The organism is Streptomyces prunicolor NBRC 13075, assembly GCF_000367365.1.
Lineage (GTDB): Bacteria > Actinomycetota > Actinomycetes > Streptomycetales > Streptomycetaceae > Streptomyces > Streptomyces prunicolor.
This window is the reverse complement of record NZ_BARF01000063.1, coordinates 52,529-77,483: the sequence shown is the minus strand read 5'-3', so window position 1 is coordinate 77,483 and position 24,955 is coordinate 52,529. Positions and strand designations below refer to the sequence as shown.

Here is a 24,955-nt window from a genome sequence, read left to right as displayed (position 1 = left end):
CGAACATCGCGAGCGTGAAGTCAGCCAAGACCGTGGGCCCGATCGAGTACAAGCGGCTGATCAACGTCCACTCCATCGGGACCTCGTGCGGTAAGCCGGTGATCGCCTCGGCTTCCGGGCGGGGCAAGATGACACTGCGCATCGACGACACCCGATCGGTCGGCACCGTGCTCTCGAAGCACATCGACGCTTCCAAAGGCGTGATCAGTGCGGGCGTCGGCTGGGACGTGACGAAGTCGCACAGCATCACGGTGAGCGGCGCGAAGGAAGTACCGAGCGGTAAGTACGGCACCCTTAACGCCCACACCAAGTACGCCGTCAAGAAGTTCGATGTGCAGCTGTACATCGACGGCAAGACGCGCACCATCCAGAAGGGCAAGAAGGCTTACAAGCCCATCGGCGTCTGCTTCACATACACGCAGAAGTAGACGGCCAGGACACCCTCGCTTGCACACGAAGCGGCTCGCCGAGACCTCTCTTGGCGAGCCGCTTCGTTTGCTGCAAGCACTCCCGGCCGCCTCAAGGGCCAAGGCCCGTCGGCGCTCGCAAGTCATCCACCGACACAGCAAGCATGATCGGTACTCGACAGCACGCCGCTGCCCGTGAGCGGGGCCTGGCACGAGGAGTCAGCGCAAAACATCGTGAGGGTCTTGCGCGAGTAACCGAGCCTGCCCCGTAGCGGCGGACACCCGAACCTTGCAGGCGATATTGTCACCCGTACGATGAGTAGCCATCCCCGCGCTTCGCACCGGGCGTGAAGGCAACAGCGTGACAGCGATGCCGACGACGAGACGACTGATGAAGGATCTCTGAAGTGAATATCCGCTCCCTCACACGAGGCGACGGCGTGGTGATCGGGGCAGCGGTGTTGCTCTTCATCGCGTCGTTCCTCGACACCTACGACAGCTCCGGCAGCAACATCCCCAACGCCTGGGACAACCTCGGCCTAGTGATGAGCACGTACGTCGGCGGCATCATCGGTGCGGTCTTGATCGTTCTCGCCCGTTCACTCCCTCAGCCTCGCAAGGTCGTCGGTCTCGACCTCGGTCAGGTCGGTGTCTCGCTGACGGTCTTCGCCGCGTGGACCGCATTTTGGACGATCATCGACCCACTGGGCGCGTTCGATGACCTGGGCTCCGGGGTCAGTGCCGGAGTCGGCCTCATCCTCGGCCTGATCGCCGCCCTCGTCCTGGCCGGCGGCGCCATCGCCACCCCGCTCCTCCCGCCGCTCCAGGCCGCCCTCATCCCGGCCCCCAAGCCGGCCGCCCCGCAGCCCTACGGCGCCCAGCAGCCGCCCGGTGGTTACGGCTACCCGGGTGCCGGTCAGCCGCAGCCCTCGTACGGCACTCCGCCGCAACAGGCGCAGGCCGCGCAGCCGTTCGGGCAGCCCGCGCCGGCTCCGGCCGGGGACTTCTCGCCGTTCTGGTTCGCGGTGCCGGTGGCCCGGCCGCTGTTCGCGGAGGACGGTACGCCGTCGCCGATCGCCGAACTGGCGCCGGGTACCTGGTACTTGGCCGTGGAGCAGCGTGGTCCGGCGCTCGTCGCGCAGACCCAGGACGGCCGTCGTGGTGTCCTGCAGGACACGTCGGGGATCCAGCGCGGCTGAGCCCCTCCCCCAGCGTTCACCGCGGCCCCTCGCCCTTCCGGGTGGGGGGTCGTTGTCGTACAGTCGCAGCCGTCCGGCGACGGACTGACGGTCCGTCAAGTCCTTGGCTGTGGAGGCGATATGCGGCTCGGTCTCGCACTCGGGTACTGGGGGCGCGGCCCCTCCGCCGACCATGTGCCGCTGGCCCAGGAGGCCGAGCGGCTCGGGTACGACTCCGTGTGGACGGCCGAGTCGTGGGGCTCCGACGCCTTCACTCCCCTCACCTGGATCGCGGCGCAGACCTCAACGATCAAGCTGGGCACGGCCGTTGCGCAGATGGCGGCCCGCTCCCCGACCACCACCGCGATGCACGCGCTCACCCTCGACCATCTCTCCGGCGGTCGGGTGCTGCTCGGGCTCGGGCTGTCGGGGCCGCAGGTGGTGGAGGGCTGGTACGGGCGGCCGTTCCCCAAGTCGCCGCTGACCGCGACCCGGGAGTACGTCGAGGTCGTACGGCAGGTGCTGCGGCGGGAGGCGCCGGTCGAGGTGGACGGGCGGTTCCACGCGCATCCGTACCGGGGCGCGGACGGTACGGGGCTCGGCAAGTCGCTCAAGTCCATTACCCACCCGCTCCGTTCGGATCTGCCGATCCTGCTGGGCGCCGAGGGGCCGAAGAACGTGGCGCAGACGGCGGCGATCGCGGACGGGTGGCTGCCGTTGTACTGGTCGCCGAGCCGACCGGAGGTCTACGGGACTACGGCCTTCCGTGACAACTTCCTCGTCGCGCCGATGGCGCAGGTGAAGGTCTGCGACGACGTGGCCGAAGGCCTTCTCCCCGTGAAGATGATGCTCGGCTTCTACATCGGCGGGATGGGGCACGCGGCCCGTAACTTCCACGCCGATCTGATGGCGCGCATGGGGTACGAGGAAGAGGCCCGGCGGATACAGGAGTTGTTCCTCGCGGGCCGTCGGGAGGAGGCCGTGCTCGCGGTGCCGGACGCGTTCGCCGACGAGATCTCGCTGGTCGGCCCGCGTGAACGGATCGCGGAGCGGCTGGAGTTGTGGCGCAAGGGCCCGGTGACGGACCTGCTGGCCCTTGCGCCCGACCCGCACACGTTGCGGGTGCTGGCGGAGCTGAACTCCTAGGAACCGCTCAACTCCCAGATGCTGAAGGGCTTTTACCCTCCGGTGAGCTGCCCTGCCGACGGCACCTTGTCGGTCACCTCGGCGCCCGCGCTCTTCCCGGCGTCCTTGACCTTGTTGATGATGTCGTCGAAGGAACCCGCCGTGGCGTCCGTCGAGTCACCCTTGCGCAGCTTGGACGGCAGATCCTTCAGGGAGTCGATGCCGGCGCTGAGCGGGGCGACCGCCTTGGACAGCGTGGGGTCGCCCTTGGCGTTCTTGGTGGCCGCCTTGAGCCGGTTGTACGCGAACGCGCCCGCGAGGCCCGCCTTGATGAGCGCGAACCTGCGTCCGCTCGCGCCCTTCTTGAACTTGCCCGCCTTCCAGGGCTTCACGATCCACTGGTAGGTGGCACCGGCGGCGAGGCCCGCGTTCGCGACGAAGCGGGTCTTGGCGAACTTCTGCCGTTCGGCGGAGGTGCTGGGGCTCGGGGTCGCGGCGGCAGCGGCGGCCACTACGGCTGCGGTGTCCTGCGTGGCGTCATCGGTGGCGCTGCCGCAGGCCGTGGCACCGGCGAGCAGGGCGCAGCAGAGGGTGAGCGCCACGAAGAGGCGCCGTATCGGTACGGGCACGGGGTCCTCCGGGGTGTTCTCCCCGAGTGGGTGTCCTTACCCCGGCAGCCTGACCCGGCTCGGCCACGCGCGCCACCCGGGCGGGACCGTACGGGTTTCATCCGGCCGGAAGCGGCAATCCGCTTGGCATGTCCCCCTACCGACGCGGTTCGAATTCGGTCGGCAATGTCATCGTGATCATCGCCGACATCATGGCCCTCATCCTGGCCCTCTGGATTCTGATGTACCTGCTGGACGCCAACCGCGCGAACGACCTCGTGCAGTTCGTCCACCGCTCGGCCAACTGGCTCGCCGGCTGGTCCCGCGACCTGTTCACCTTCGACGAGGCGTGGGCGCGGGTCATCTGCGGCTACGGTCTGGCGGCGGTGGTGTACCTGTTCATCGGGCATGCGATCGCCAACAAGGTGCACCGCTAAGCATTGCCGGTTGCGCCCACGCGGCGGAGCCGCATATAGATACAGCCCCGCGCCCCTAAAAACACCAGCGGGACCAGGCTTTTAGGGGCGCGGGGAACTGCGCGACCAGCCCCCACCGGGCCCGCGCCTAACAACAATCCGGATCCAGCCCCAAAGGCAAATGCTCGGCGCCAAACACCGCACAGGTCGCGTCATGGCCCCCCAACGCCGCCACCGCAAGCAGCAACGACCCCGCAGTCCACGTGGTCAACTCACGAGGCCACACCGCATCGTCATCGAAGACGTACCCGGTCCAGTACAGCCCGCTCTCCGCATCCCGCAGATGCTGAATGGCCTGGAGAATCTCCAACGCACGGTCGGACTCACCCAACACCCACAGCGCCAGGGCGAGTTCAGCCGACTCACCCCCCGTAACCCACGGGTTGGGAACGACACACCGCACCCCGAGCCCCGGCACGACGAACCGGCTCCAGCCCTCCTCCACCCGGGACTTGGCCTCCACACCGGTCAACGCACCACCCAGCACCGGGTAGTACCAGTCCATCGAGTAACGGCCCTTGTCCAGGAACCGTTCAGGATGCCGACGGATAGCGTGCCGCAGCGCCCCGACCGCCAACTCCCAGTCGGGCTGCGGCTCTTCACGCTGTTCGGCGATCGCAAGGGCACACCGCAACGCCTGATGGATCGACGAGGAACCGGTGAGCAGCGCGTCCGACGTGTCCGTACCGTCGTCCTCCCGCTTCCACCCGATCTGCCCACCCGGCTGCTGCAACCGCAGCACGAACTCGACCGCAGTGAACACCGTGGGCCACAACCGGTCCAGGAACGTGTCGTCGCCGGTCGCGAGGTAGTGGTGCCACACGCCTACGGCTATGTAGGCGACGAAGTTGGTCTCGCGCCCCCGGTCCGTGACCTCATCCGGATCCCCGTCCGCGTAGGCCGCGTACCAGGAACCGTCCTCGTTCTGGTGCCGGGCAAGCCAGTTGTACGCCCGCTCGGCGGCTTCGTGTTCGCCCGCCGCGTCGAGCGCCATCGCGGCCTCGGTGTGGTCCCACGGGTCGAGGTGATGGCCCCGGAACCACGGGATCGCCCCGTCCTCCCGCTGCACGGCGAGGATGCCGGCGACGGTCGCGGCGGCCTGCTCCGCGGTGAGGACCCCGGGCAGGACGAGGTGTTCTGTCCGGGGAGTGGTCACTTGGCTTCCGCCACGGGGAGGTGCGGCTTGGTCGCGTAGGCCACGAAGCTCTTGCCGATCAGCGGGTTCAGCGCCTGTTCGGCGACCCGGGTCGCGAGGGGTTTCTTCATGATGTCCCAGACCAGGAGCTTGTGGTACGCCTGCACCGGCAGCGCCTTGTCGTTGTCCACGCCGAACGCGCACTTCAGCCACCAGTACGGCGAGTGCAGCCCGTGCGCGTGGTGGGTGCCGTACGGCTGGAGGCCCGCCTCGCGGATCTTGGTGAGGAGTTCGTCCGCCTTGTAGATGCGGATGTGGCCGCCCTCGACCTCGTGGTAGGCGTCGGACAGGGCCCAGCAGATCTTCTCGGGGCCGTAGCGCGGGACGGTGATGGCGATCCGGCCGCCGGGCTTCAGCACCCGGACCATCTCGGCGAGCACTCCCTTGTCGTCCGGGATGTGTTCCATGACCTCGGAGATGATCACGGCGTCGAACGACTCGTCCGGGAAGGGGAGTTGGAGCGCGTCGCCCTCCATCGCGGTGGCGGTGGCGCCGGCCGGGGCCTCGCCCGCCTCCTTCATCGCCGCGAACCACTTGGCTACCTCGCGGATCTCCTCGGCGTTCTGGTCGAGGGCGACGACCTGTGCCCCTCGCCGGTAGCACTCGAACGCGTGCCGCCCGGCACCGCATCCGAGGTCCAGGACACGGTCGCCAGGGGCGAGCGGGAACCGGGAGAAGTCGACGGTCAGCACGTGGCCCTGCTTTCGGGAGAGACGCCGGTAACACTGGTCGGAGAAGGGGATGGAGCGGGAGACGGAGGCGCCGAGGGCGACAACGATGCCGTGGCCGCGCCGGCCGTCCGGCCGGAGGTGATCGCCTCGCGGTACCTGGCCGCCGTGCCCTCCGCGGCCTTCGCCCAGGTGAAGCGGGCCAGGACGCGTTCACGGCCCGCCGCACCGAGGCGGGCCCTCAGTGCCGGGTCGGCCAGGAGTCGACTCAGCGCGGTCGCCAGCGCCCCCGGGTCGCCCGGCGGCACCGCGAGGCAGGTCTCCCCGTCGCGTCCGGCGACCTCCGGGATGGCCCCGCCCGTCGTGGCGACAAGCGGGGTACCGGTAGCCATCGCCTCCGCCGCCGGGAGCGAGAAGCCCTCGTACAGCGAGGGCACGCAGGCGACCTCCGCCGAGCGGACCAGGTCGACGAGTTCGGCGTCCGTGATGCCCTTGACGAACTGGACGGCGCCTTCGAGGCCGTAGCGCTCGATGGACTGGGCCACCGGGCCCTCGGTGGGGCGTTTGCCTACGACGATCAGGTGGGCGTCGGGGTGTTCGGTGCGGACCTTCGCCAGGGCCTCGACGAGGAACACGAGGCCCTTGAGGGGGACATCCGCGCTGGACGTCGTGACGATCCGGCCCGGCACCTGCGGTACCGCCGGGTTCGGGGAGAACTGGTCGGTGTCGGCGCCGATGTGGACGACGTGGATGCGGTCGTCGCGGACGCCGAGGTGGTCGATGATCTCCTGGCGCGAGGTGCCGGAGACGGTGAGGACGGAAGGGAGGCGGCGGGCGACGCGCTTCTGCATCTGCGTGAACGCGTACCAGCGGCGCTTGGACATGCGCTGGCGCCAGTTCTCGGCGGCGTCCAGCTCCAACTGGCGGTCCACGGTGATGGGGTGATGGATCGTCGTCACCAGCGGGGCGCCGACGTCGCCCAACAGGCCGTAGCCCAGCGTCTGGTTGTCGTGCACGATGTCGAACTCGCCGCGCCTGGCGCGGAGATGACGGCGGGCGCGGAGCGAGAACGTGAGGGGCTCGGGGAAGCCGCCGGTCCACATCGTCGCGACTTCGAGGGCGTCGATCCAGTCCCGGTACTCGTCGCGCTTCGGGGTGCGGAAGGGGTCCGGGGAGCGGTAGAGGTCGAGCGAGGGCAGCTCGGTCAGGGAGATGCCGTCGTAGCCCTCGTCGAGCACGGGGTAGGGCTGCGATCCGATGACCTCGACGCGGTGGCCGAGGCGGGCCAGCTCGCGGGAGAGGTGGCGGACGTAGACGCCCTGGCCCCCGCAGAACGGGTTCCCCTTATAGGTGAGGAGTGCGATACGGAGCGGTCGCTCGCCGTCGGCTGCCAGGTCCTCCTGGGGACCCGCCTGACTGGCCTCAGCGGTCACTCTGAGCCCCCTTCTGCCTGCACCGTCCCGCGAGATTACGCCGGGACGCTAATCTAGAACAAGTTTCAGACTTGATCGTCCAGGAGGTTCTGAATCTACCGGCCGGTACGGGCGCTGTGAGAAGTGGATCAGGTGATTCACACCACGGCCGAGACCCTGCCATGATCGGTCCGATCACCCGCCCTCACCGACAGTCACGGGAACAGTCACGGAACGGGAGCCATGCCAGTGGAAGCCAAGCCCGAAGCCACTGCGCGGACCTCGCCGCCCCTCACCGAGCGGCAGGAGGCCCGGCGGCGGCGCATCCTGCACGCGAGCGCGCAGCTGGCGAGCCGGGGTGGTTTCGACGCGGTGCAGATGCGGGAGGTCGCGGAGTCCTCGCAGGTCGCGCTCGGCACGCTGTACCGGTACTTCCCGTCCAAGGTGCATCTCCTGGTCGCCACGATGCAGGACCAGTTGGAACACATGCACGGCACGCTCCGCAAGAAGCCGCCGAGCGGCGACAGCGCGGCCGAGCGGGTCGCCGAGACCCTGATGCGGGCCTTCCGCGCGCTCCAGCGCGAGCCGCATCTCGCCGACGCGATGGTCCGCGCGCTGACCTTCGCGGACCGCAGTGTCTCCCCCGAGGTCGACCAGGTGTCGCGGCAGACCACGGTGATCATCCTGGATGCGATGGGCCTCGAACACCCCACGCCGGAACAGCTGTCGGCGGTCCGGGTCATCGAGCACACCTGGCACTCGGCCCTGATCACCTGGCTCTCGGGCCGCGCGTCCATCGCCCAGGTGAAGATCGACATCGAGACGGTCTGCCGATTGATCGATCTCACCGAACCGGGCGGGGCCGGTGACCGATAATTCCCCCATGGCTGTCATTCACCAGACCTACGTCAAGCCCACCAAGCTCGAACTCCTCACCGCCTGGCTGCCCACCCGCAGCTGGTATCACGGCCCCGCCGAACCGGAGTTGGCGAAGGCCGGCGGGTTCCGGCTCGACGACCCCGAGGGCGAGGTCGGCATCGAGTTCATGGTCGTCACCGACGGCTCGGGCGCCTACCTCGTGCCGCTCACCTACCGGGCCGCCCCGCTCCCCGGCGCCGAACACGCCCTCGTCGGCACCATGGAGCACGGCGTGCTCGGTCCACGCTGGGCCTACGACGGCTGTCACGACCCGGTACTGACCGCCGGGTTGACGGCGTTCGTCGAGGGGCGGGTGGCGGCGCAGGCGCAGAGCGTCTCCCACACCCTGGACCGGGAGGTCGCCCGCTCCTGGACCGGGACGGCACCCGTCCCCGCCCTGGGCGCCCCGACCGACACCGACGAGGCCACCGAGTTCGCCGTACCGGACGGCCCGACCCTGCGGCTGCACCGGGTGCTGACCGCCGGCTCCACGGCCCCCGAGGACGCGCTCGGCCAGGTCACCGGCGCCTGGGCCCAGGCCGACGGCACCCGGGTCCGCGCGCTGTTCGCCACGCTCCGGCCCAGTTAGTCCCGGTGGCTCATGCGGTGGCGGAGGCCAGTGCCCTGCGCCGGTCCGCCACGTAACGCGCCACCGTCTTCTTGTCGGCCGCCGTCAACAGCCGCTTCTCGACCGCCCGTTGGACATCCCGGACGGCTTCGGACAGGCCCGTCTCCAGCTGGCACTGCGCGTCGGCGCGGGCGGTGCGGAGCTCGTCGTTGCCGAGCGCGCGCAGGGCCGTCTCGTCCGACGCGGCCTTCCGCAGACGGGAGTCGACGGCCTGCCGGGGGGCCTGAAGGTCCTTCGCCGGGTGCCCCGCCTTGGTCATGCACGAGGACCAACGGCGTACGGCGGAAAGGTAGTTGGAGTCCTTCTCCACGGCGTTGAGCACCCGGTTCGCCAGTCCTACGGCGGTGGGCTCCACCGTGTTCCAGTCCGCGCCGTACAGCTCGGTGCGGGCCTTGGTGACGCAACCGTCGGTGGAGTAGGCGAGGTTGACGCCGTCGGGCAGTCGCAGGGTCACCCGGTGGGCCGGGGTGCCGGTCAACGCCCGCTGCCAGGACGCCTGGTGGGATTCGCTCGCGGGGACGGGCGTGGAGCGCCGGTAGAGGTACTCGCCGACGATGCCGTAGCCGTCCTGAGCCGCCTTCCGGACGGTGAGCAGGCCGTAGGGGTTGGTCTCCTCGCCGCGCGCGGACGCGGTGCGGGGCTGTGCCGTGTAGGTCTGGCCGCGGGCGCTCATGCAGGCCGCGACGGCATGTTCCTCACGGTCGTAGAGGCGTACGGCGTCGGCGTGGGTGGACGCGGTGGCACCCGACAGGGGACGCACGTCGAGCGCCGCGGGCCCGCGGGCCGACTGCTCACCCCCGAGGGAGCAGCCGGCCGCGGTCAGCACAAGGAGCACCGTGAGAAGTGTCCGCCGCGCCGTGGTTGTGCTCACACGCACCAGTCGTTGGAGGCGACGTTGTGCCAGTACACGGTGTTCGCCAGCGAGCCGTTGTAGTAGCCCTTGGCGAGGATGTAGCTGGAACCCGTGTAGCCCGTGCCCGAGTAGATCCGGACGTTGCAGCTGCTGCCGTTGTTGTACAGCGACTCGGCGTTGTTGAACTTGTTGTACTGGAGCAGGTTCGTGTTGTCGCCGTAGACCACGCCGGGGGTGCCCGAGCCGTTGACGCCGAGGTAGGCGCAGAGTCCTCCGGAGGGGCAGTCCGACAGTGCCGCGCTTGCGGGGGCGGCGGTGATGAACGCGCCGGTGGTGGCCAGGGCCACGCTTCCGAGGGCGATGCCGGCCTTGGTCAGGATCCGCTTCATTCTCTGTGTTCCTCCATCACTCGGGGTGCCGCCCGCGGACCCGAAGTCGTCCGTGGCACGGGCGAGTTGCCGTGCCCAAGGTGATGGAGGGAGGTGGTCGGGGACCTTGCGCAAACCTTGTCCCGCAGGTGGGCAGGTGGTTGGGTGCGCGGTGGAGAACCTGTGAAGCGCGTGGGGTGGGACAGTGGAGACGGGCGTGAGGGGATTTCGGCTGCTGGGGCCCGTGGAGTTATGGGTGGCGGGCCGTCCGGTCGATCTGGGGCCCGCCAAGCGGCGTACGGTCCTGGCGGCGTTGTTGGTGGACGCGGGCCGCTGGGTGCCGGCCGAGACGCTGATCGACCGGGTGTGGGGGGAGGATCCGTCGGCCCAGGTGCGGGGCACGCTGTACGCCCATATCGCCCGTATCCGCCGGGTACTTGTGGAGACGGGGCCGCGGCTCTCCGGCGGTGACCCTGGGAGGCCCGAAGTCCCCTTCCCCGCACCGGAGTTGGTGCGCGGCCCCGCAGGCTACCGGCTCGACGTCTCGCCGGACCTGGTCGACGTGCACCGCTTCCGGAACCTGGTCGCGCGGGCCCGCCGGGGCGAAAGTACCGACGCGGTACGGGTGTTGGGGCTGCGGGAGGCGATGGGCCTGTGGCAGGGGACGCCGTTGGCCGGGCTGCCCGGTGAGTGGGCGGCGCGGACCCGGGAGAGCTGGCTGCATCAGTACGTCGACGCCGTGCTCGGCTGGGCGGACGCCGAACTCCGGGTCGGCGGGCACCTCGTGGTGGTCGACGCGCTGTCCGTCCTCGTCGCCGAGCACCCGCTGGTCGAGCCGCTCGCCGTGGCGCTGATCCGGGCGCTGCACGCCGCCGGGCGCGCTCCGGAGGCACTCGCCTGCTACGCCGCCCTGCACAAGCGGCTGGCCGACGAACTCGGCACCACCCCGGGGGCGGAGGCCCGGCGGGCACACCAGGCGGTCCTGAGCGGGAAGGCCGCCCCGCGCCGGTCGTCGGGGGTCGGCGGCACCGGGCACGTCAAGGTCGTACCCGCTCAACTCCCTCTGGACCCGGCGGGGTTCACCGGGCGCGAGGAGGAACTGGCCCGGCTGGAGAAGGTGTTGGGAGCGAGTGCCGCGCGGCCGACCGCGGTGGTGGTGTCGGCGGTGTCCGGGACGGCGGGCGTCGGCAAGACGGCCCTGGCGGTGCACTGGGCGCACCGGGCCCGGGACCGGTTCCCGGACGGCCAGTTGTATGTGAACCTGCGCGGCTACGACCCCGACCGGCCGCTGACCGCCCCGGACGCGCTGGTCCGGTTCCTGACCGCGCTCGGGGTGTCCGAACAGGACATCCCGCCGGAGCCGGACGACCGCGCGGCGCGCTACCGCACCGAGGTCGCGGACCGGCGGATGCTGATCGTGCTCGACAACGCGGCCACCGTCGAGCAGGTCCGTCCGCTGCTGCCCGGCACCGGCTCCTGCGCGGTGCTGGTGACCAGCCGCGACAGCCTGGCCGGGCTGGTCGCGCGGGAGGGCGCCCAGCGGCTCGACCTCGACCTGCTGCCCGCCGACGCGGCCCGCACGCTGCTGCGCCGGCTCATCGGCCCGCGTGCCGAGGCCGAGCCGGACGCCGTGGACGCCCTCGCCGCGCAGTGCGCCCGGCTGCCGCTGGCGCTGCGCGTCGCCGCGGAGCTCGCCGTCACCCGCCCCGGCACCCCGCTGACCGACCTCGTCGCCGAACTCGCCGACCAGCAGCGGCGGTTGTACCTGCTGGACGCGGAGGGCGACCCCCGGGCCGCCGTGGTCACGGTGTTCTCCTGGTCGCTACGGCAACTGCCCCCGGAGGCGGCGCGCACGTTCCGGCTGCTCGGTCTGCACCCCGGCCCCGACCTCGACGCGCACGCCGCCGCCGCGCTGACCGGCAACACGGTGCCGGACGCCCGCCGTGCCCTGGAGATCCTCGCCCGCGCCCATCTGGTGCAGCGCGTGGACGCCTCCCCCGCACCGACCGGCACCTCCACGCCGGACGCCCGCGAGGCCCTCGACACCCCCACCCGCACCCAACCCGTCCAACGCGCAGACACCACCCCCGCACCGACCGGCACCTCCACACCGGACGCCCGCGAGGCCCTCGACACCCCCACCCGCACCCACCCGATCCAGCGTGCGGACACCGCCCGGTACGGCATGCACGACCTGCTGCGCGCCTACGCCGCGCGGCTCGCCGTAGCGCAGGATCCGGCGAAGGCCCGCGAGGCGGCGCTGGACCGGCTTTTCGACCACTACCTCGCCACCGCGGCCGCCGCCATGGACCGCCTGCACCCGGCCGAGGCCCACCGGCGCCCCACCGCTCCCGCAACGTCAACTCCCGTGCCCGATCTGTCGGATGCGGACGCCGCACGGGCCTGGCTGGACACCGAGCGCACCTGTCTGACGGCGATGTCCGCGCACACCGCCGCCCACGGCCGGCCGGCCCACGCCATCCGGCTCTCCCTCACCCTGTACCGCCACCTCATCAGCGGCCACCACACCGACGGCCTCACGATCCACGGCCACGCGCGCGACGCCGCCCGCCTGCTCGCCGACCCGGCGAGCGAGGCCCTCGCGCTGCTCGGCATCGGCACCACCCACTACCAACTGGCCCGGCACGAACCGGCCCGCCGGCAGCTCCAGGAGGCGCTGACCCTGTTCCGGCGGGCCGGCGATCCCACCGGCGAGGCCCGTGCCCTGACCAACCTCGGCCTCGTCGACGAACGCCTGGGCCGCTTCCTGTCGGCCGTCGAGTACCTCGAACAGGCGCTGCTGCTGTACCGGAGCGTCGACGACACCTCGGGCGAGTCGATCGCGCTGAAGAATCTCGCCCATGTCGAGGGCCAGTTGGGCCGCTACGACCAGGCAGCCGACCACCTCCAGCAGTCCCTGACCCTGCTGCGCCGCACCGGCAACCGCTACCTGGAGGCGCACGCGCTCATGGACCTCGGCACGGTCGAGACCCGCCTCGACCGGCTCGACGAGGCCGCCCGCCACCAGGAACAGGCCCTGGCCCTGATCCGCGAGGTGGGCGACGGCTACGGCGAGGCCGGTGCGCTGCACGGCCTGGGCATCGTCCACTCACGGCGCGAACAGCACACACAGGCCGCCGAATGCCACCGCCAGGCCCTCGCCCTCTACTCCCGCAACGGCGACCGCGACGGCGAGACCCGAGCCCTCAACGGCCTCGGCGAGGCCGCCCGGGCCGCCGGCCGCACCGCCGACGCCCTCACCCACCACACCGACGCCCTCACCATCGCCGAGGACATCGGCAATCCGGGCCAACAGGCCCGCGCCCACGAGGGATTGGCCGAGGTCCACCACGCACGCGACGACACGACCCGCGCCGTCCACCACTACGAGCGCGCACTCGCCCTGTACACGGAACACGGCATGCCGGAGGCGGACACCGTCAGGTCACGGCTGGCCGCGGTGTCCGACCCCGCCGGTGGCCACGCTTCCGGAGCCATTGGCAGCTGAACCAGGGCGAGTTACTCCTCCTCCGGCGGGAACACCGGCTCCCCGCTCCCCAACAGCGTGATCATGATGGCCTCCACCGGGCACCCCTCCGCCGCCGCGAGGATCTTCTCGTTGGCGTCGGTCTCCGGGGCGACCGGGTGGGACTGCATGGCCGCGTCGAGGTGGAAGCGGTCGGGGGCCTGGTGGGTGCACTGGGCCGAACCGATGCAGATCGAGCGGTCGACCTCTACCTGCCAGCGGTCGCCCGCCCCCACGCTCGAATACGCTCGCGCGGGAGGTACCCCCATCCCGTTCACCCCTCCCAGCCGGCCGGCAGGTGGATCATCTTGTGTTCGAGGAACTCGGAGAAGCCCTCGGGCCCGAACTCCCGTCCCAGACCGCTGTTCTTGTAGCCGCCGAAGGGGCCGAGCATGTCGAGGCTGAAGGTGTTGACGTTGTAGGTGCCGGTGCGGACCCGGCGGGCGATGTCGATGCCGTGCGCCACGTCTCCCGTCCAGACGCTGCCGCTGAGGCCGTAGTCGGAGTCGTTGGCGATCTTCACGGCCTCGGTCTCGTCGCCGTACGGGAGGAGGCAGATGACCGGGCCGAAGATCTCCTCGCGGGCGATACGCATCGAGTTGTCGACGTCCCCGAAGAGGGTCGGCTCCACGTACCAGCCGCGGTCGAGGCCGGGTGGACGGCCGCCGCCGGTAAGGATCTTGGCGCCCTCCTCCTGGCCGATGCGGATGTAGTCGAGGTTTCGTTGTTGCTGGCGCTTGGCCACCAACGGGCCTACCTGGGTGGCCGGGTCGAGCGGGTCGCCGACCACGAGAGCGCTCGCCGCCTGGGCGAAGGCGTCCGCGAACTCGTCGTAGCGCGAGCGCGGTACGAGGATGCGGGTCTGGGCGACGCACGCCTGGCCGTTGTTCATCCAGGCGGCCGAGACGATGCCGGGGACGGCGGTCGTGAGGTCCGCGTCGGGCAAGACGATCGCCGCCGACTTGCCGCCCAACTCCAGTGTCACGCGCGTGAGATGACGGGCGGCGACCTCCATCACACGCTTGCCGGCCGGGACCGAACCGGTGAAGGAGACCTTGTCGATGCCGGGATGCCCGACGAGGTACTCACTGACCTCGCGGTCGGCCGGGAGGATGGAGAGGACACCCTCCGGCAGCCCTGCCTCCTTCGCTATCCCGCCCAACAGATAGGCGTCCAGGGGCGATTCGGGCGACGGCTTCAGGATCGCCGTACAGCCGGTGAGCAGCGCGGGCGCGAGCTTGGCGGCGGCGACGAACTGCGGGACGTTCCACGGGACTACGGCCGCGACCACCCCAACCGGCTCCCGGCGCACGAGAATCGGTCCGAGGACGCCGTCCCGCCGCTCCTCGTAGGTGAAGCCCTTCGCTACGGTGATCGCCGCGTCCCACACCATCATCGCGCCGAGCGCCTGCCCGAGGATGCTCCAGGAGTACGGCGACCCGTTCTCGGAAGAGATGACGCGGCCGATCTCCTCGTACCGGGCGGCGATCGCGTCCTTGATGCGGGTGACGACCGCGATCCGTTCGTCGAGCGTCATGCGCGGCCAGGGCCCCTCGTCGAAGGCGCGGCGGGCGACCGCGACCGCGCGGTCCACGTCCTCCCTCGACGCGTGCGGGACGCGGCCGATGACCTCTTCGGTGTGCGGGGAGATCACCTCGATGACGTCCTTGCCCAGGGGGTCGGTCAACTCCCCGCCGATGAACAGCTGTCGGTGTTCCACGAGCTCTGTCATGGCCGAACGCCTCCCCGGTACCGCTGTCTGACGATCCATCAGATACGAAGACTGAATACCAGTTCCGGTCGATGGAGTCCACGTATAGTGACCGGAAGGCGGCGATTGGGGAGTCCATGACGTCCATGGGGCAGGTCCACGACCACGGCGGCGGCGTTCGCTCCATCGAAGTCCCCATCCCCGACAACCCGTTGGGGACCACGCTCGTCTACGTCGTCGACACCGACCGCGGACCGGTCCTGGTCGACACGGGCTGGGACGACCCGGCCTCGTGGGACACCCTGGTCGAGGGCCTGGCGGCCTGCGGGACACCGGTCGACGAGGTCCACGGCGTGGTCGTCACCCACCACCACCCCGACCACCACGGCCTGTCCGGGCAGGTGCGCGAGGCGTCCGGGGCGTGGCTCGCGATGCACGCGGCGGACACGGCGATCGTACGGCGGGCCCGTTCGACCGAACCGGGCCGCTGGCTGGCGTACATGACCGCGAAGCTCACGGCGGCCGGTGCCCCCGAGGAGCACCTCGCGCCCCTGCGCGCGGCCCGCCCGCGCAGCGTGCCGGGCCTGGCCCCCGCCCTGCCCGACCGGGAGATCGTCCCCGGCGAACTCCTCGACCTGGCCGGCCGCCGACTGCGCGCGATCTGGACGCCGGGCCACACCCCCGGGCATGTCTGCCTGCACCTGGAGGAGCACCACCCGGCCCAACTCCCGGGCCACGGCCGCCTGTTCTCCGGCGACCATCTGCTCCCGGAGATCACCCCGCACATCGGCCTGTACGAGGACCCGGACGACACGACGATCGCCGACCCGCTCGGTGACTACCTCGACTCCCTGGAGCGGATCGGCCGCCTCGCCCCCGCCGAGGTCCTCCCGGCCCACCAGCACACCTTCACCGACGCGACCGGCCGCGTAAGGGAGTTGCTCACCCACCACGAGGACCGGCTGACCGGACTGCTCGCCCTGCTGTCCGAACCGCTCACCGCCTGGCAGGTCGCCGAGCGGATGGAGTGGAACCGGCCCTGGGCCCAAATCCCCTTCCAGTCAAGGAACATCGCGGTGTCCGAGGCCGAGGCACATCTGCGGCGACTGGTGAAGCTCGGGCAGGCGGAGTCGGTGACGGGGAGCGAGCCGGTCACGTACGTGGCGGTGTGACTCATACGCGGCGCGGTACGGCTCCGTCCTGCCAACGGTAGAGGTCGCGCAGCAGGGAGATCTCGGCGCCGTGATGGATCAGCTCCCTGTTGACGTGCAGGATCCTGTTCTCCATGGGATACCGCTCGGGACCCACCGCGGGCGGATTCTCCAGGTCGGCGTCCGAGAGCCCGCGGACCCCCGCGTCCCATCTCCCGTACATCTCGTCGAGCTGTTTCAGCGCCTCGTCGGCGGTCCCCGCGTAGGCGAATGTCTCGGATTCGACGCCCTGGCCGCCGAAGTACCATCCGACCCGGTAGCCCAGGCAGTCGACGATGATGTGCGCCAGCCGCCAGGCGATCGTGGTCACCGGCGCCGGCTCCGGGCCGGGGGACGCGTGGTCCATCGTCCATTCCCCCGAACCCTCCGACATCGGTGCGGTCGACGTGCCCCGTGGGCGGATGCTCCAGCAGTCACGCACCGGCTCCCAGAAGTACTCCTCATCGGCAAGACCGTGCAGCCGCGGCCGCAGGTTTTTCTGCCAGTACCAGTCCAGCTGGAACGCGAGCCGCTCACTTCTTGTCATTTCGGCACACTACAGAGAACGGGGAACGAGCCGGTGGCGTACATGGCGGTGCGGTCGGTTCGGTCGTGGGGGTAATTCGGTCGTGGGGCGAGGGGTGCGGCTGGTACCAACGACCGCATGGACCTGGACCCTTTGCAACGACTCCTCGCCGAACGCGCCTGTGAACGCGTCGTCCTGGACTTCGTCCGCCGGCTCGATCTCGGTGAACCCTCCTCCGTCGCCGAGCTGTTCACCGAGGACGGCAGCTGGGAGTGGCCGGACGGCGATCGGCTCGTGGCGGGGCGGGAGGCGTTGCGGAAGTACTTCGGTTCCCGGCCCGCCGGGCGGCTCTCGCGACGCCTGATGTCGAACGTCCTCGTCACCCTCACCTCCCCCGACACGGCGATCTCGACGGCGTACTTCACGACGTACCGCGTCGACGGCCACCACGGCGGCGGCATGGTCAGCGCCGGTCCCCCGGTCCAGGTCGGCCACTACGAGGACAACTTCCGTCAGATGGACGGGAGTTGGCTGATCGGTACCCGCACCCTGTTCCTGCCGTTCGGCGGTCCCACCCCGCGTCACCGACCGCCCGGCCGGCTCGTCGCGTAGGCGATTCCCTCGTCGTACGACATCGCCAGGCCCGCCCGGTATCCCGTCTCGTAGGCGTCGTCGCCGAGGTGTTCGCGGACGCGGAGTTCGCAGGTGCGGCGGGTGGCGATGAGGTCCGGAGAGTCCATCTGGGCGCGGCCGGTGAGCTCCCAGAGGCGGGTGCCGATGCCCAGGAGGCGGGCGGCGCGGTGGGCGTCGCCGGTGGTGACGATCGCGGCGGCCAGCAGGTCGAGGGACATGGCGGCGCCGACGGTGTTGTGCAGCAGGGCGTGGCCCGCGATGGAGGTGCGGGCGCCGTTCACCGCGGCCGGAATGTCGCCGTGGGCCAAGTCGGCCTGGGCGATGAGGTAGTCGGCGAAGGCCCCGCACCAGTACTCGCCCTGTTTCCGGCCGGCCGTCCGCACCTCGCCCGCGACCTCGCGACCTCGCTCGTACTCGCCGCGCAGCACGTGCGCGAGGGAGAGCGCGAGCCGGACCTGGAGCTGGGCGGCTCCGAACGCGTCGTCCTGTATGGGGAGTTGGGTCGCGGCGGCGAGGACGTCGATGGCCTCGGCGAGGCGGCCGGTGAGGGCCAGTTGGCCGCCCCGCACGTACCCGGCGGCGACCACGGCGACCGGTGAGCCCTGTTCGCGGGCCGCGTCGGCGCAGCGGACCGCCCAGTTGGCGGCCGCCTCCTGGTCGCCCTGGAGGATGGCGACCGCGCCGCGCGACCACAGGGCGAGGGTGCGGCCGTGGCCGGGCGGCGGGTCGGCGGCGAGGGCCTCGTCGAGGCAGGCCTGAGCCTCGCGGAGGTAGCCGCAGTGCCGCCACAGGAACCCGACATGGCCCGCCATCTCCACGGCCGCCGCACGGTCCGGTTCGGCGAGCGCGCTCTCGACCGCCGCGCGGAAGTTGGCGTGTTCGCTCAGCACCCGCTCGCACCAGGCGACCTGCCGGCCGGTGTTCCACTCGGCGCAGCCCTGGTGGGCGAGGCGCGCGTAGTGCTCGCGGTGACGGCGTCGTACGGCGCGTTCCTCACCGAGCGCGTGCAGCCAGTCGGTTCCGTACTCGCGCACGGTGTCGAGCATCCGGTAGCGGGCCGAGATGACGGGTTCGGGCAGCACGATGGATTGGGCGACGAGCCGCGAGAGCAGCCCGGCGATCCGCTCCGGGGCCAACGGGCCGCCCGCGCACACCTGTTGGACGGTCTCCGCGCAGAACCCGCCGGTGAAGACGGACAGCCGCGCCCACAGCAGGCGTTCGAGCGGGGCGCAGAGTTCGTGGCTCCAGCCGATGGCGGTGCGCAAGGTCTGGTGGCGGTGCGGGCGTTCACCGGGGGCGGAGGTCAACAGGTCCAGCGGGGAGGGGAGATCGGGGAGTGAGGGCAGGCGTTCGCCGAGCCTCGCGTGGAGTTGGTCGAGGGTGAGGTCGGCGAGGCGGGCCGCGGCGAGTTCGAGGGCGAGGGGGATGCCGTCGAGGCGACGGCAGACGGCGGCGGCGAGCGCGCGGCCGGCCAGGTCGTCGTCGCTCAGTGGACGTCCGGCGGCCGCGGCGCGCTCGGCGAACAGGGCCACGGCGTCACCGGCGGCCCCGAGGTCACCGGCATCGGAACCGTCCCCGGCGTGGCCGTCCACGGGGAGCGGTTCGAGGTGGAGGACCTCCTCGCCGGGCAGCGCGAGGCGTTCCCGGCTGGTGACGAGGATGCGCAGGCCGGGCACGCGGGACAGCAGCGCGGCGGCGACCTTCGCGCAGTCCGCGAGGAGATGTTCGCAGGAGTCGAGGACGATCAACAGCCGTCTGCCGTGCGCCCATTCGATGATGACGTCGGTCACCGGGCGGGTCGACTGGTCGGCGAGCCGGAGGGTCTCCATCACGGCGAGGTCCACGAGTCCGGCGGTGTGCAGCGGGGAGAGTTCGGCCAGCCAGACACCGTCGGGGTAGGACTCCCGGACCTCCGCCGCCGCGCGCAGGGCGAGCCGGGTCTTGCCGACCCCGCCGACACCGACGACGCTCACCAGCCGGGCCGCGGGACCGACGCCCGGGTCCAACGCGGCCCGGAGCCGCGCGAGTTCGGTGCGCCGCCCGACGAAACTGTGCGTCTCGGGCGGCAGATTCCCGAGGTTCCCGGGGTTCGGGTGAGTCGTGTCCGGCACGAGGCCCAGTGTGTCCGTACGCCACCGACTCCATGCGCGGGTCACGTAACGCGGTCCACGGCTGCCCGGAACAGTCACAGTGGCCACGAAATCGCCGTACCTTCTGATCATTTGTGGGCCGATTTCGACGCGCCGTGATCGAGAGCTGATCAACTCCCCGTTGGCATGGGTGGGGAGACGGAAATTCGGCGATCGTCGTGGCGTGAACACGATGGATGGGGGACGCGGATTCCGCACGGCACGGACGGGTTCCCGTACCGCAGCGGCGGATTCCCGCACGGGCTCGGCCGGTTTTCTCGCGGGGCCGCTCGGGCTGCTCGTCGCGCCGGTCGGTTGTCTGCTCGCGGCCACGCCGGGGCTGCTGATCGGGCGGGTGCAGCCGATCCTGCCGCTGCTGGCGATCGGGCCGCTGATGGCAGCGACGTTCCTGGGCGCCCGCCGTACGTTCCTGGTCAGCTGCTGGACGGTCCTGCTCGCGCTGGCGGCGGGTCTCGGCGCGGGGACGCAGCTGAGCGCCGGGTTCGCCGTCCGCTGGGGCGGGCTGCTGCTGGGCTGCGCGTGCAGCGTGTACGCGGCGTGGCAGCGCGGCCGGCTGCGGGAACGGCTCGCGGAGGCACGGGAGGTGGCCCGGATCACCCAGGAGGCGATCCTGCGGCCGGTGTCCCGCACCCTCTCCGGCACGCATGTCAGCACCCGCTATCACTGCGCGGGCCGTGAGTCGTCGGTCGGCGGCGATCTGTACGACCTCGCGGTGACGCCGTACGGACTGCGTGTCCTGGTCGGCGACGCACGCGGGCACGGGCTCGACGCGCTGCGGACTGCGTCCGACACGGTCACCGCGTTCCGTGAACTCGCGTACACGACACCGGACTTGACGGCCCTCGCGAGGAAACTGGACGTCCGCCTCGCGCCCCGCCTCGCGCCCGAGGACTTCGTCACGGCGGTGCTCGCGGAGTTCGGGCCGGGTGAGGTACGGCTGGTCAACTGCGGTCACCCGGCGCCCCTGCGCTCCGGCCGGCGCCTGGAACTTCTCGAACCCCGGGTCCCCGCCCTGCCGTTGGGCCTGCACCCGGAGCCGCACCAGTACCGGGTCCGGCTCCAGCCCGGTGACCGCCTCCTCCTCTACACGGACGGCCTCACCGAGTCCCGTGCCCCCGACGGCACCCCGTTCGCCCTGCTCACCGAGTCCGCCACGGCCCTCGGCGAACCGACGCCGGACGCGGCGCTGCACGCCCTCTACGACCGCCTCCTCGCCCACACCGGCGGGCCGCCCACCGACGACCTGGCACTCGTCCTGTGCCAGCCGACGGGGGTGACGGCGCCGGTGCGGGTGTGAGGCCGGTCCGTCCGGTTCAGCCCAACTTGAGGAGCAGTTCGGTGAGTTCGGCGGGCTTGGTGATCATGCAGTCGTGGCCGGTCTCCAACTCCCACACCTGCGCCGGGGTGCCGTTGGGCTGTATCGCGGGGACGGGCCGGCGCTCGAAGCCCTCCGGTTCGCTGCCCACGCAGTGGATGTGGGTGCGGGGGATCGCGTTCGCGGCGGGGTTGTCCAGTCGTACGGGTTGCTGGAGGCAGAGCGCCGACTGGTCGGAGACCATCGTGCGCAGCCAGGCCACGTCCGCCGGGTCGGTGACCCCGAACAGGCCACCGGGCGGCGGGAGTTCGGGCAGCGGCGGAATCCGCCAGGGGGTGTCGGACCGCGCCGCGAGGTCGATCAGGACCTGGGTCACGGGCAGGATGTCGGTCGCGCGCTCGCCGTCCACCGGGACCATCGCGTCCAGGTGGACGAGTTGGGCGATCCGGTCCGGGAGCCTGTTGGCCGCGCCCGAGACGACCAGCCCGGCGTAACTGTGCCCCACGAGGACCACGTCCGTGAGGTCCTCCTCGGTGATCAGCCCGACGACGTCGTCGACGTGGGTGTCGAGACCGACCTCGGGACCGAGCAGCCCCGCCTTGTCGCCGTGGCCGGTGAGCGAGGGCGCGAGCACCCGGTGCCCGGCCTCCGTCAGCAGCGGGACAACCCGCTCCCAGGCCTGCCCGCTGTGCCAGGCGCCGTGTACCAGTAGATAGGTGGACATGACTGTGCTCCTTGGTGAGGTGGTGGCCGGGGTTCCCGAGCCGTGGTGGCCGGCGTGCTGATCAGCACGCACTCGACCGGCCATCGACCGGCCATTCAGCGGCCATCGGGGTGGCCACTGAGCGGCCATCGACCGGCCACCGACGACGCTCCCGCCCGCCGAACACCCCAACCAGGGCCCCGCCGACCCTGGGGGTGACAGGACCAGGCACGCGCCCCGCCTGCCGCCTTACAGTGCGGAGATGGCCGAGGAACCGAACCCGCTGGGCGAGTACGTGCGCGCCCGCCGCGAACTCGTCACCCCCGAACAGGCGGGCATCCCCGCCTTCGGGGTACGGCGCGTGCCGGGTCTGCGCCGCGAGGAGGTCGCGATGCTCGCCGGCATCAGCGCCGACTACTACCTGCGCCTGGAACAGGGCCGCGACCGCAACCCCTCCATACAGGTCCTGGAGTCCATAGCCCGCGTGCTACGACTCGACGAAGACGCGACAGCCCACCTCCTGCGCCTCGGCGCCGCCAAACCCCGCCGACACCGCGCCAGACCCCGCCCCCGCAAGGAAACCGTCCCCCCGGGCATCACCAAACTCGTGGCGACACTCCCCCTCCCCGCACTGGTCGAGGGCCGCTACTTCGACGTCCTGGCCGCGAACGCCCTGGCGACCGCCCTCTCCCCCCGCTTCACGCCGGGAGCCAATCGCCTGCGGTCCCTGTTCCTCGACCCGGCCGAGCAGGCGCTGTACCCGTACTGGGAGGGCGCCGCCGGAGGCATGGTCGCCGGTTTCCGCGAGTCCGTCGGCACCGACACCGACGACCCCCGTTTCATCGAGCTGGTCGGTGAACTCTCCCTGGCCAGCCCCCTGTTCAGCCGTCTCTGGGCCCGCCACGACGTCCAGGCCTGCGAGGCCGCCCCCAAACACCTCGCCCACCCCCAGGTCGGCGGCCTCCAGCTGAACCGCGAACGCCTGAGCATCGACGGCACCCCGGGCCAGACCCTCGTCATCTACCACCCGGACCCCGACACCGACGCGGCCGACAAACTCGCCCTCCTGGCCTCCGCGATCCAGCCCCGATCGGTACGCGAGGTGCCCAGAAATCCAACCACTGTGTGAGGCGGCGCGCACCGGCCGTCACAGAGGTGGTGAAGCGGCCCACATGACCCATGTCACAAACTACTTGGATTAGTAGTGTTTAGCCATGACATGTACGCGCCCCAAACACCCTCTGACCTGGGGTTTGAGAGCCAGGTCACACAGTTCATCTTTCACCCACATGCGACCACAACTAGTAAAAGGGGTCTTTGCGGACACGGATCGAGAGTGCTTCTCTGGAGCAGTCGCACGGCGCCGACGAGTCCTCACGGGCCTCGGCGCCGACGCATTGCCACCGCCGCGCACCGCGTGACACCGGCAGGCACACGACGCCTCTGTCCCCGAAGAAACAGGTTCTCCGTGTCCGTCTCCCGCATCGTCGCTCGCATCGCCTCCCCGAAGAAGGCCCTGACCGCCGCCGCTCTGGCCGCCGCCACCACCGGTCTCGTGCTGACCTCGGCTCCCGCCCAGGCCGCGACGACCTCCGCCTCCTCCGCTCAGTCGATCGCGCACAAGATGATCCCGAGCGCCGCGCAGTACAACGCGTTCAGCAAGATCGTCGAGCACGAGAGCGGCTGGAACGTCACCGCCACGAACTCCTCCTCCGGCGCCTACGGCCTGGTCCAGGCCCTCCCGGGCTCGAAGATGTCCTCGGCCGGCTCCGACTGGAAGACCAACGCCGCCACCCAGATCAAGTGGGGCCTGGACTACATGAACTCCCGCTACGGCAGCCCGACGGCCGCCTGGAGCTTCTGGCAGTCCAACGGCTGGTACTGATCACCGGCCCACACACACGCACGCAGCGGCGGTCCCCGGCACACCGGGGGCCGCCGCTACATTGCGTTCATGGACCAGAACACGGACCAGAACACACCGCCCCAGTCCTACGACCGTGAAGCGCGCGGAGTGCGGCTGGTGGCCGTGCTGCTGGGGCTGACCGTGGTCAGCGGGCTCATCGACGCCGTCAGCTATCTGGGCCTCGGACATGTCTTCGTCGCGAACATGACCGGCAATGTGGTCGTGCTGGGCTTCGCCGCCGCCGGGGCGCCCGGGTTCTCGGTGCCGCACACCCTCGCCTCCCTCGGCGCCTTCCTGGTCGGCGCGGCGGCCGGGGGCCGGATCGCGGTACGGATGGACACCGGCTCGCGCCGGACCTGGGCCCGGGTGAGTCTCGGCGCGGAGGCGCTACTGGTCGGCGTGGCGGCGGTGATCGCCTTCGCGGCACCGGGCGACGGCGCCACGACGTATCCCTTGATCGCCCTCACCGCCTTCGCGATGGGCATGCGCAACGCGACGGTCCGCAAACTCAAGGTCTCCAACTTCTCGACCACCACGGTCCTGACGATGACCCTGACCGGCCTGGTCGCCGACTCGGTCGCGGGCGGCGGTTCGGGCCCCGGTTCGGTGCGCCGGGTTCTGGCGGCCGTCACGATGGTGGTCGGCGCGTGCCTGGGCGCCTGGCTCACTCTGCACGACGGTATGCGCTATCCACTCCTGATCGCGGCCCTGACCGCCGGGGCGTTCGCGGTGACGGCATCCGGACGGGAGTAGCCCAAAGCCTGGCCAAGAAGGCAGAATTCGTGCGTCTTAGTCCCACGATCAAGAGGATCGATCACACATGATCACGCTCACGAAGGAAGACGGTCCGGCGGATCTGGACGGAGTGACCCATCTGGAGATCGGGGCGTCCTGGGACCCCACCGTCGGCAGCAGCGGCGGCATCATCGGGAAGCTGCGCCAGAAGGCCGGTACGGACCTCGATCTCATCGCCATCGCGATGCAGGGCTCGGAACCCGTACGGCTCGCGGGGCTCGACTCCCTGGACCCGCTGGGCAACGGCGCGCTGCTGCACAGCGGGGACAACCAGACCGGCAAGGGCGAGGGCGACGACGAGACGGTGACCGTCGACCTCGCCAAGATTCCGGCCGCCATCACGTCCATAGTCTTCGTCGCCGCCGCTTACAAGAAGGGCAGTTCCTTCCAGAAGGCACGGAACATCGCCTTCAAGGTCTACGACGCGAGCGGCGGCAGCACCCAGCAGGTCGCCGAGATCTGGCCGAACCTGCTCAGCTCCGACAACGGTTGCGCGGTCGCCAAGGCCGTCCGGGAGGGCGGTAGTTGGAAGCTCCTGGTCATCAACGAGACCGGGAAGATCAAGCAGGGGGACGAGAAGGAGCTCATGAAGTTCGCGGTACGGAAGTAAGCCCCGAGGACATGAGCTGAGACGGGCCGGCGGCGCCGGGATGCCGCCGGCCCG

25 protein-coding genes are annotated in these 24,955 nt (G+C 70.8%); 14 read left to right on the top strand and 11 right to left on the bottom strand.

The features are described 5' to 3' along the window. Nucleotides 1–14 precede the first annotated feature (14 nt). From SPR02S_RS28515 to SPR02S_RS28505, 3 genes are all read left to right on the top strand, one after another. On the top strand, nucleotides 15–428 hold the full coding sequence (locus tag SPR02S_RS28515) for a hypothetical protein (RefSeq protein ID WP_158697886.1): 414 nt from the start codon (nucleotides 15–17) through the stop codon (nucleotides 426–428). Nucleotides 429–814: 386 nt separating this feature from the next. Beyond that, nucleotides 815–1,606: a hypothetical protein gene (locus SPR02S_RS28510; RefSeq protein ID WP_019060431.1), complete on the top strand. Its 792-nt coding sequence runs from the start codon at nucleotides 815–817 to the stop codon at nucleotides 1,604–1,606. Nucleotides 1,607–1,726: 120 nt separating this feature from the next. Next, nucleotides 1,727–2,731 carry an LLM class F420-dependent oxidoreductase gene (locus SPR02S_RS28505; RefSeq protein ID WP_019060430.1) on the top strand — a complete coding sequence of 335 codons (1,005 nt, stop codon included), beginning with the start codon at nucleotides 1,727–1,729 and terminating at the stop codon, nucleotides 2,729–2,731. Between the two features lie 32 nt (nucleotides 2,732–2,763). On the opposite strand, the gene SPR02S_RS28500 is transcribed toward SPR02S_RS28505, so the two are convergent. Beyond that, nucleotides 2,764–3,339, bottom strand: a complete 576-nt coding sequence (locus SPR02S_RS28500) for a hypothetical protein (protein ID WP_019060429.1) — start codon at nucleotides 3,337–3,339, stop codon at nucleotides 2,764–2,766. A 128-nt stretch (nucleotides 3,340–3,467) separates the two neighbouring features. Between SPR02S_RS28500 and SPR02S_RS28495 the strand changes: the two genes are divergently transcribed. Further along, on the top strand, nucleotides 3,468–3,755 hold the full coding sequence (locus tag SPR02S_RS28495; protein ID WP_019060428.1) for a hypothetical protein: 288 nt from the start codon (nucleotides 3,468–3,470) through the stop codon (nucleotides 3,753–3,755). Between the two features lie 127 nt (nucleotides 3,756–3,882). Here the strand turns inward: SPR02S_RS28495 and SPR02S_RS28490 are convergent, their stop codons facing one another. The 3 genes from SPR02S_RS28490 to SPR02S_RS28480 are packed head-to-tail and all read right to left on the bottom strand — an operon-like array spanning nucleotide 3,883 to nucleotide 7,090. Then, complete coding sequence (locus tag SPR02S_RS28490) at nucleotides 3,883–4,950, bottom strand: prenyltransferase/squalene oxidase repeat-containing protein (protein WP_019060427.1); 1,068 nt, start codon at nucleotides 4,948–4,950, stop codon at nucleotides 3,883–3,885. Next, nucleotides 4,947–5,681 (bottom strand): class I SAM-dependent methyltransferase, encoded by a 735-nt coding sequence (locus SPR02S_RS28485; protein WP_019060426.1) that lies wholly within the window; start codon nucleotides 5,679–5,681, stop codon nucleotides 4,947–4,949. Before SPR02S_RS28485 ends, SPR02S_RS28490 begins: the two co-directional genes overlap by 4 nt. After that, nucleotides 5,675–7,090, bottom strand: a complete 1,416-nt coding sequence (locus SPR02S_RS28480) for a glycosyltransferase family 4 protein (RefSeq protein WP_019060425.1) — start codon at nucleotides 7,088–7,090, stop codon at nucleotides 5,675–5,677. Before SPR02S_RS28480 ends, SPR02S_RS28485 begins: the two co-directional genes overlap by 7 nt. 222 nt (nucleotides 7,091–7,312) lie before the next feature. Here SPR02S_RS28480 and SPR02S_RS28475 point away from each other — a divergent pair, with 222 nt between their 5' ends. Both SPR02S_RS28475 and SPR02S_RS28470 read left to right on the top strand, forming a co-directional pair. Beyond that, the gene (locus tag SPR02S_RS28475; RefSeq protein WP_026150934.1) at nucleotides 7,313–7,945 is read left to right on the top strand and encodes a TetR family transcriptional regulator; all 633 of its coding nucleotides are present in this window, start codon (nucleotides 7,313–7,315) and stop codon (nucleotides 7,943–7,945) included. A 7-nt stretch (nucleotides 7,946–7,952) separates the two neighbouring features. After that, entirely contained in the window at nucleotides 7,953–8,576 is a 624-nt protein-coding gene (locus SPR02S_RS28470) for a maltokinase N-terminal cap-like domain-containing protein (protein WP_019060423.1), read from the top strand. Nucleotides 8,577–8,586: 10 nt separating this feature from the next. Here the strand turns inward: SPR02S_RS28470 and SPR02S_RS28465 are convergent, their stop codons facing one another. Both SPR02S_RS28465 and SPR02S_RS28460 read right to left on the bottom strand, forming a co-directional pair. After that, the gene (locus tag SPR02S_RS28465; RefSeq protein ID WP_245607630.1) at nucleotides 8,587–9,450 is read right to left on the bottom strand and encodes a hypothetical protein; all 864 of its coding nucleotides are present in this window, start codon (nucleotides 9,448–9,450) and stop codon (nucleotides 8,587–8,589) included. Between the two features lie 32 nt (nucleotides 9,451–9,482). Further along, entirely contained in the window at nucleotides 9,483–9,857 is a 375-nt protein-coding gene (locus SPR02S_RS28460) for a peptidase inhibitor family I36 protein (RefSeq protein WP_019060421.1), read from the bottom strand. A gap of 235 nt (nucleotides 9,858–10,092) precedes the next feature. Here SPR02S_RS28460 and SPR02S_RS65020 point away from each other — a divergent pair, with 235 nt between their 5' ends. Beyond that, on the top strand, nucleotides 10,093–13,344 hold the full coding sequence (locus tag SPR02S_RS65020; RefSeq protein ID WP_019060420.1) for an AfsR/SARP family transcriptional regulator: 3,252 nt from the start codon (nucleotides 10,093–10,095) through the stop codon (nucleotides 13,342–13,344). Between the two features lie 11 nt (nucleotides 13,345–13,355). Here SPR02S_RS65020 and SPR02S_RS28450 read toward each other — a convergent pair whose 3' ends face one another. Together SPR02S_RS28450 and SPR02S_RS28445 are read right to left on the bottom strand one after the other, a co-directional pair. Further along, nucleotides 13,356–13,631: a ferredoxin gene (locus SPR02S_RS28450; RefSeq protein ID WP_052347065.1), complete on the bottom strand. Its 276-nt coding sequence runs from the start codon at nucleotides 13,629–13,631 to the stop codon at nucleotides 13,356–13,358. A 5-nt stretch (nucleotides 13,632–13,636) separates the two neighbouring features. After that, nucleotides 13,637–15,094 (bottom strand): aldehyde dehydrogenase, encoded by a 1,458-nt coding sequence (locus tag SPR02S_RS28445; protein WP_019060418.1) that lies wholly within the window; start codon nucleotides 15,092–15,094, stop codon nucleotides 13,637–13,639. Nucleotides 15,095–15,219: 125 nt separating this feature from the next. Between SPR02S_RS28445 and SPR02S_RS28440 the strand changes: the two genes are divergently transcribed. Then, the gene (locus SPR02S_RS28440) at nucleotides 15,220–16,245 is read left to right on the top strand and encodes a Strvi_7410 family MBL fold metallo-hydrolase (RefSeq protein ID WP_019060417.1); all 1,026 of its coding nucleotides are present in this window, start codon (nucleotides 15,220–15,222) and stop codon (nucleotides 16,243–16,245) included. A gap of 1 nt (nucleotide 16,246) precedes the next feature. Here SPR02S_RS28440 and SPR02S_RS28435 read toward each other — a convergent pair whose 3' ends face one another. Continuing rightward, nucleotides 16,247–16,810 carry a DinB family protein gene (locus SPR02S_RS28435; protein ID WP_019060416.1) on the bottom strand — a complete coding sequence of 188 codons (564 nt, stop codon included), beginning with the start codon at nucleotides 16,808–16,810 and terminating at the stop codon, nucleotides 16,247–16,249. Nucleotides 16,811–16,927: 117 nt separating this feature from the next. Between SPR02S_RS28435 and SPR02S_RS28430 the strand changes: the two genes are divergently transcribed. After that, on the top strand, nucleotides 16,928–17,401 hold the full coding sequence (locus SPR02S_RS28430) for a nuclear transport factor 2 family protein (protein WP_019060415.1): 474 nt from the start codon (nucleotides 16,928–16,930) through the stop codon (nucleotides 17,399–17,401). Here SPR02S_RS28430 and SPR02S_RS28425 read toward each other — a convergent pair. Next, nucleotides 17,371–19,533: an ATP-binding protein gene (locus SPR02S_RS28425; RefSeq protein WP_019060414.1), complete on the bottom strand. Its 2,163-nt coding sequence runs from the start codon at nucleotides 19,531–19,533 to the stop codon at nucleotides 17,371–17,373. The two genes, SPR02S_RS28430 and SPR02S_RS28425, sit on opposite strands and share 31 nt — an antisense overlap. Before the next feature lie 211 nt (nucleotides 19,534–19,744). Between SPR02S_RS28425 and SPR02S_RS28420 the strand changes: the two genes are divergently transcribed. Next, nucleotides 19,745–20,869: a PP2C family protein-serine/threonine phosphatase gene (locus SPR02S_RS28420; RefSeq protein WP_245607631.1), complete on the top strand. Its 1,125-nt coding sequence runs from the start codon at nucleotides 19,745–19,747 to the stop codon at nucleotides 20,867–20,869. A gap of 16 nt (nucleotides 20,870–20,885) precedes the next feature. Here SPR02S_RS28420 and SPR02S_RS28415 read toward each other — a convergent pair whose 3' ends face one another. Next, entirely contained in the window at nucleotides 20,886–21,611 is a 726-nt protein-coding gene (locus SPR02S_RS28415; protein WP_019060412.1) for an alpha/beta hydrolase, read from the bottom strand. Nucleotides 21,612–21,852: 241 nt separating this feature from the next. On the opposite strand from SPR02S_RS28415, the gene SPR02S_RS28410 reads away from it, so the two are divergent. The 4 genes from SPR02S_RS28410 to SPR02S_RS28395 all read left to right on the top strand — a co-directional run bounded on the left by SPR02S_RS28410 (nucleotide 21,853) and on the right by SPR02S_RS28395 (nucleotide 24,901). Next, nucleotides 21,853–22,719, top strand: a complete 867-nt coding sequence (locus SPR02S_RS28410) for a helix-turn-helix domain-containing protein (protein WP_019060411.1) — start codon at nucleotides 21,853–21,855, stop codon at nucleotides 22,717–22,719. Nucleotides 22,720–23,058: 339 nt separating this feature from the next. Further along, nucleotides 23,059–23,475 (top strand): aggregation-promoting factor C-terminal-like domain-containing protein, encoded by a 417-nt coding sequence (locus SPR02S_RS28405; RefSeq protein WP_019060410.1) that lies wholly within the window; start codon nucleotides 23,059–23,061, stop codon nucleotides 23,473–23,475. 69 nt (nucleotides 23,476–23,544) lie between these two features. Beyond that, entirely contained in the window at nucleotides 23,545–24,249 is a 705-nt protein-coding gene (locus SPR02S_RS28400; RefSeq protein ID WP_019060409.1) for a YoaK family protein, read from the top strand. 67 nt (nucleotides 24,250–24,316) lie between these two features. Then, the gene (locus tag SPR02S_RS28395; RefSeq protein WP_019060408.1) at nucleotides 24,317–24,901 is read left to right on the top strand and encodes a TerD family protein; all 585 of its coding nucleotides are present in this window, start codon (nucleotides 24,317–24,319) and stop codon (nucleotides 24,899–24,901) included. Nucleotides 24,902–24,955 lie beyond the last annotated feature (54 nt).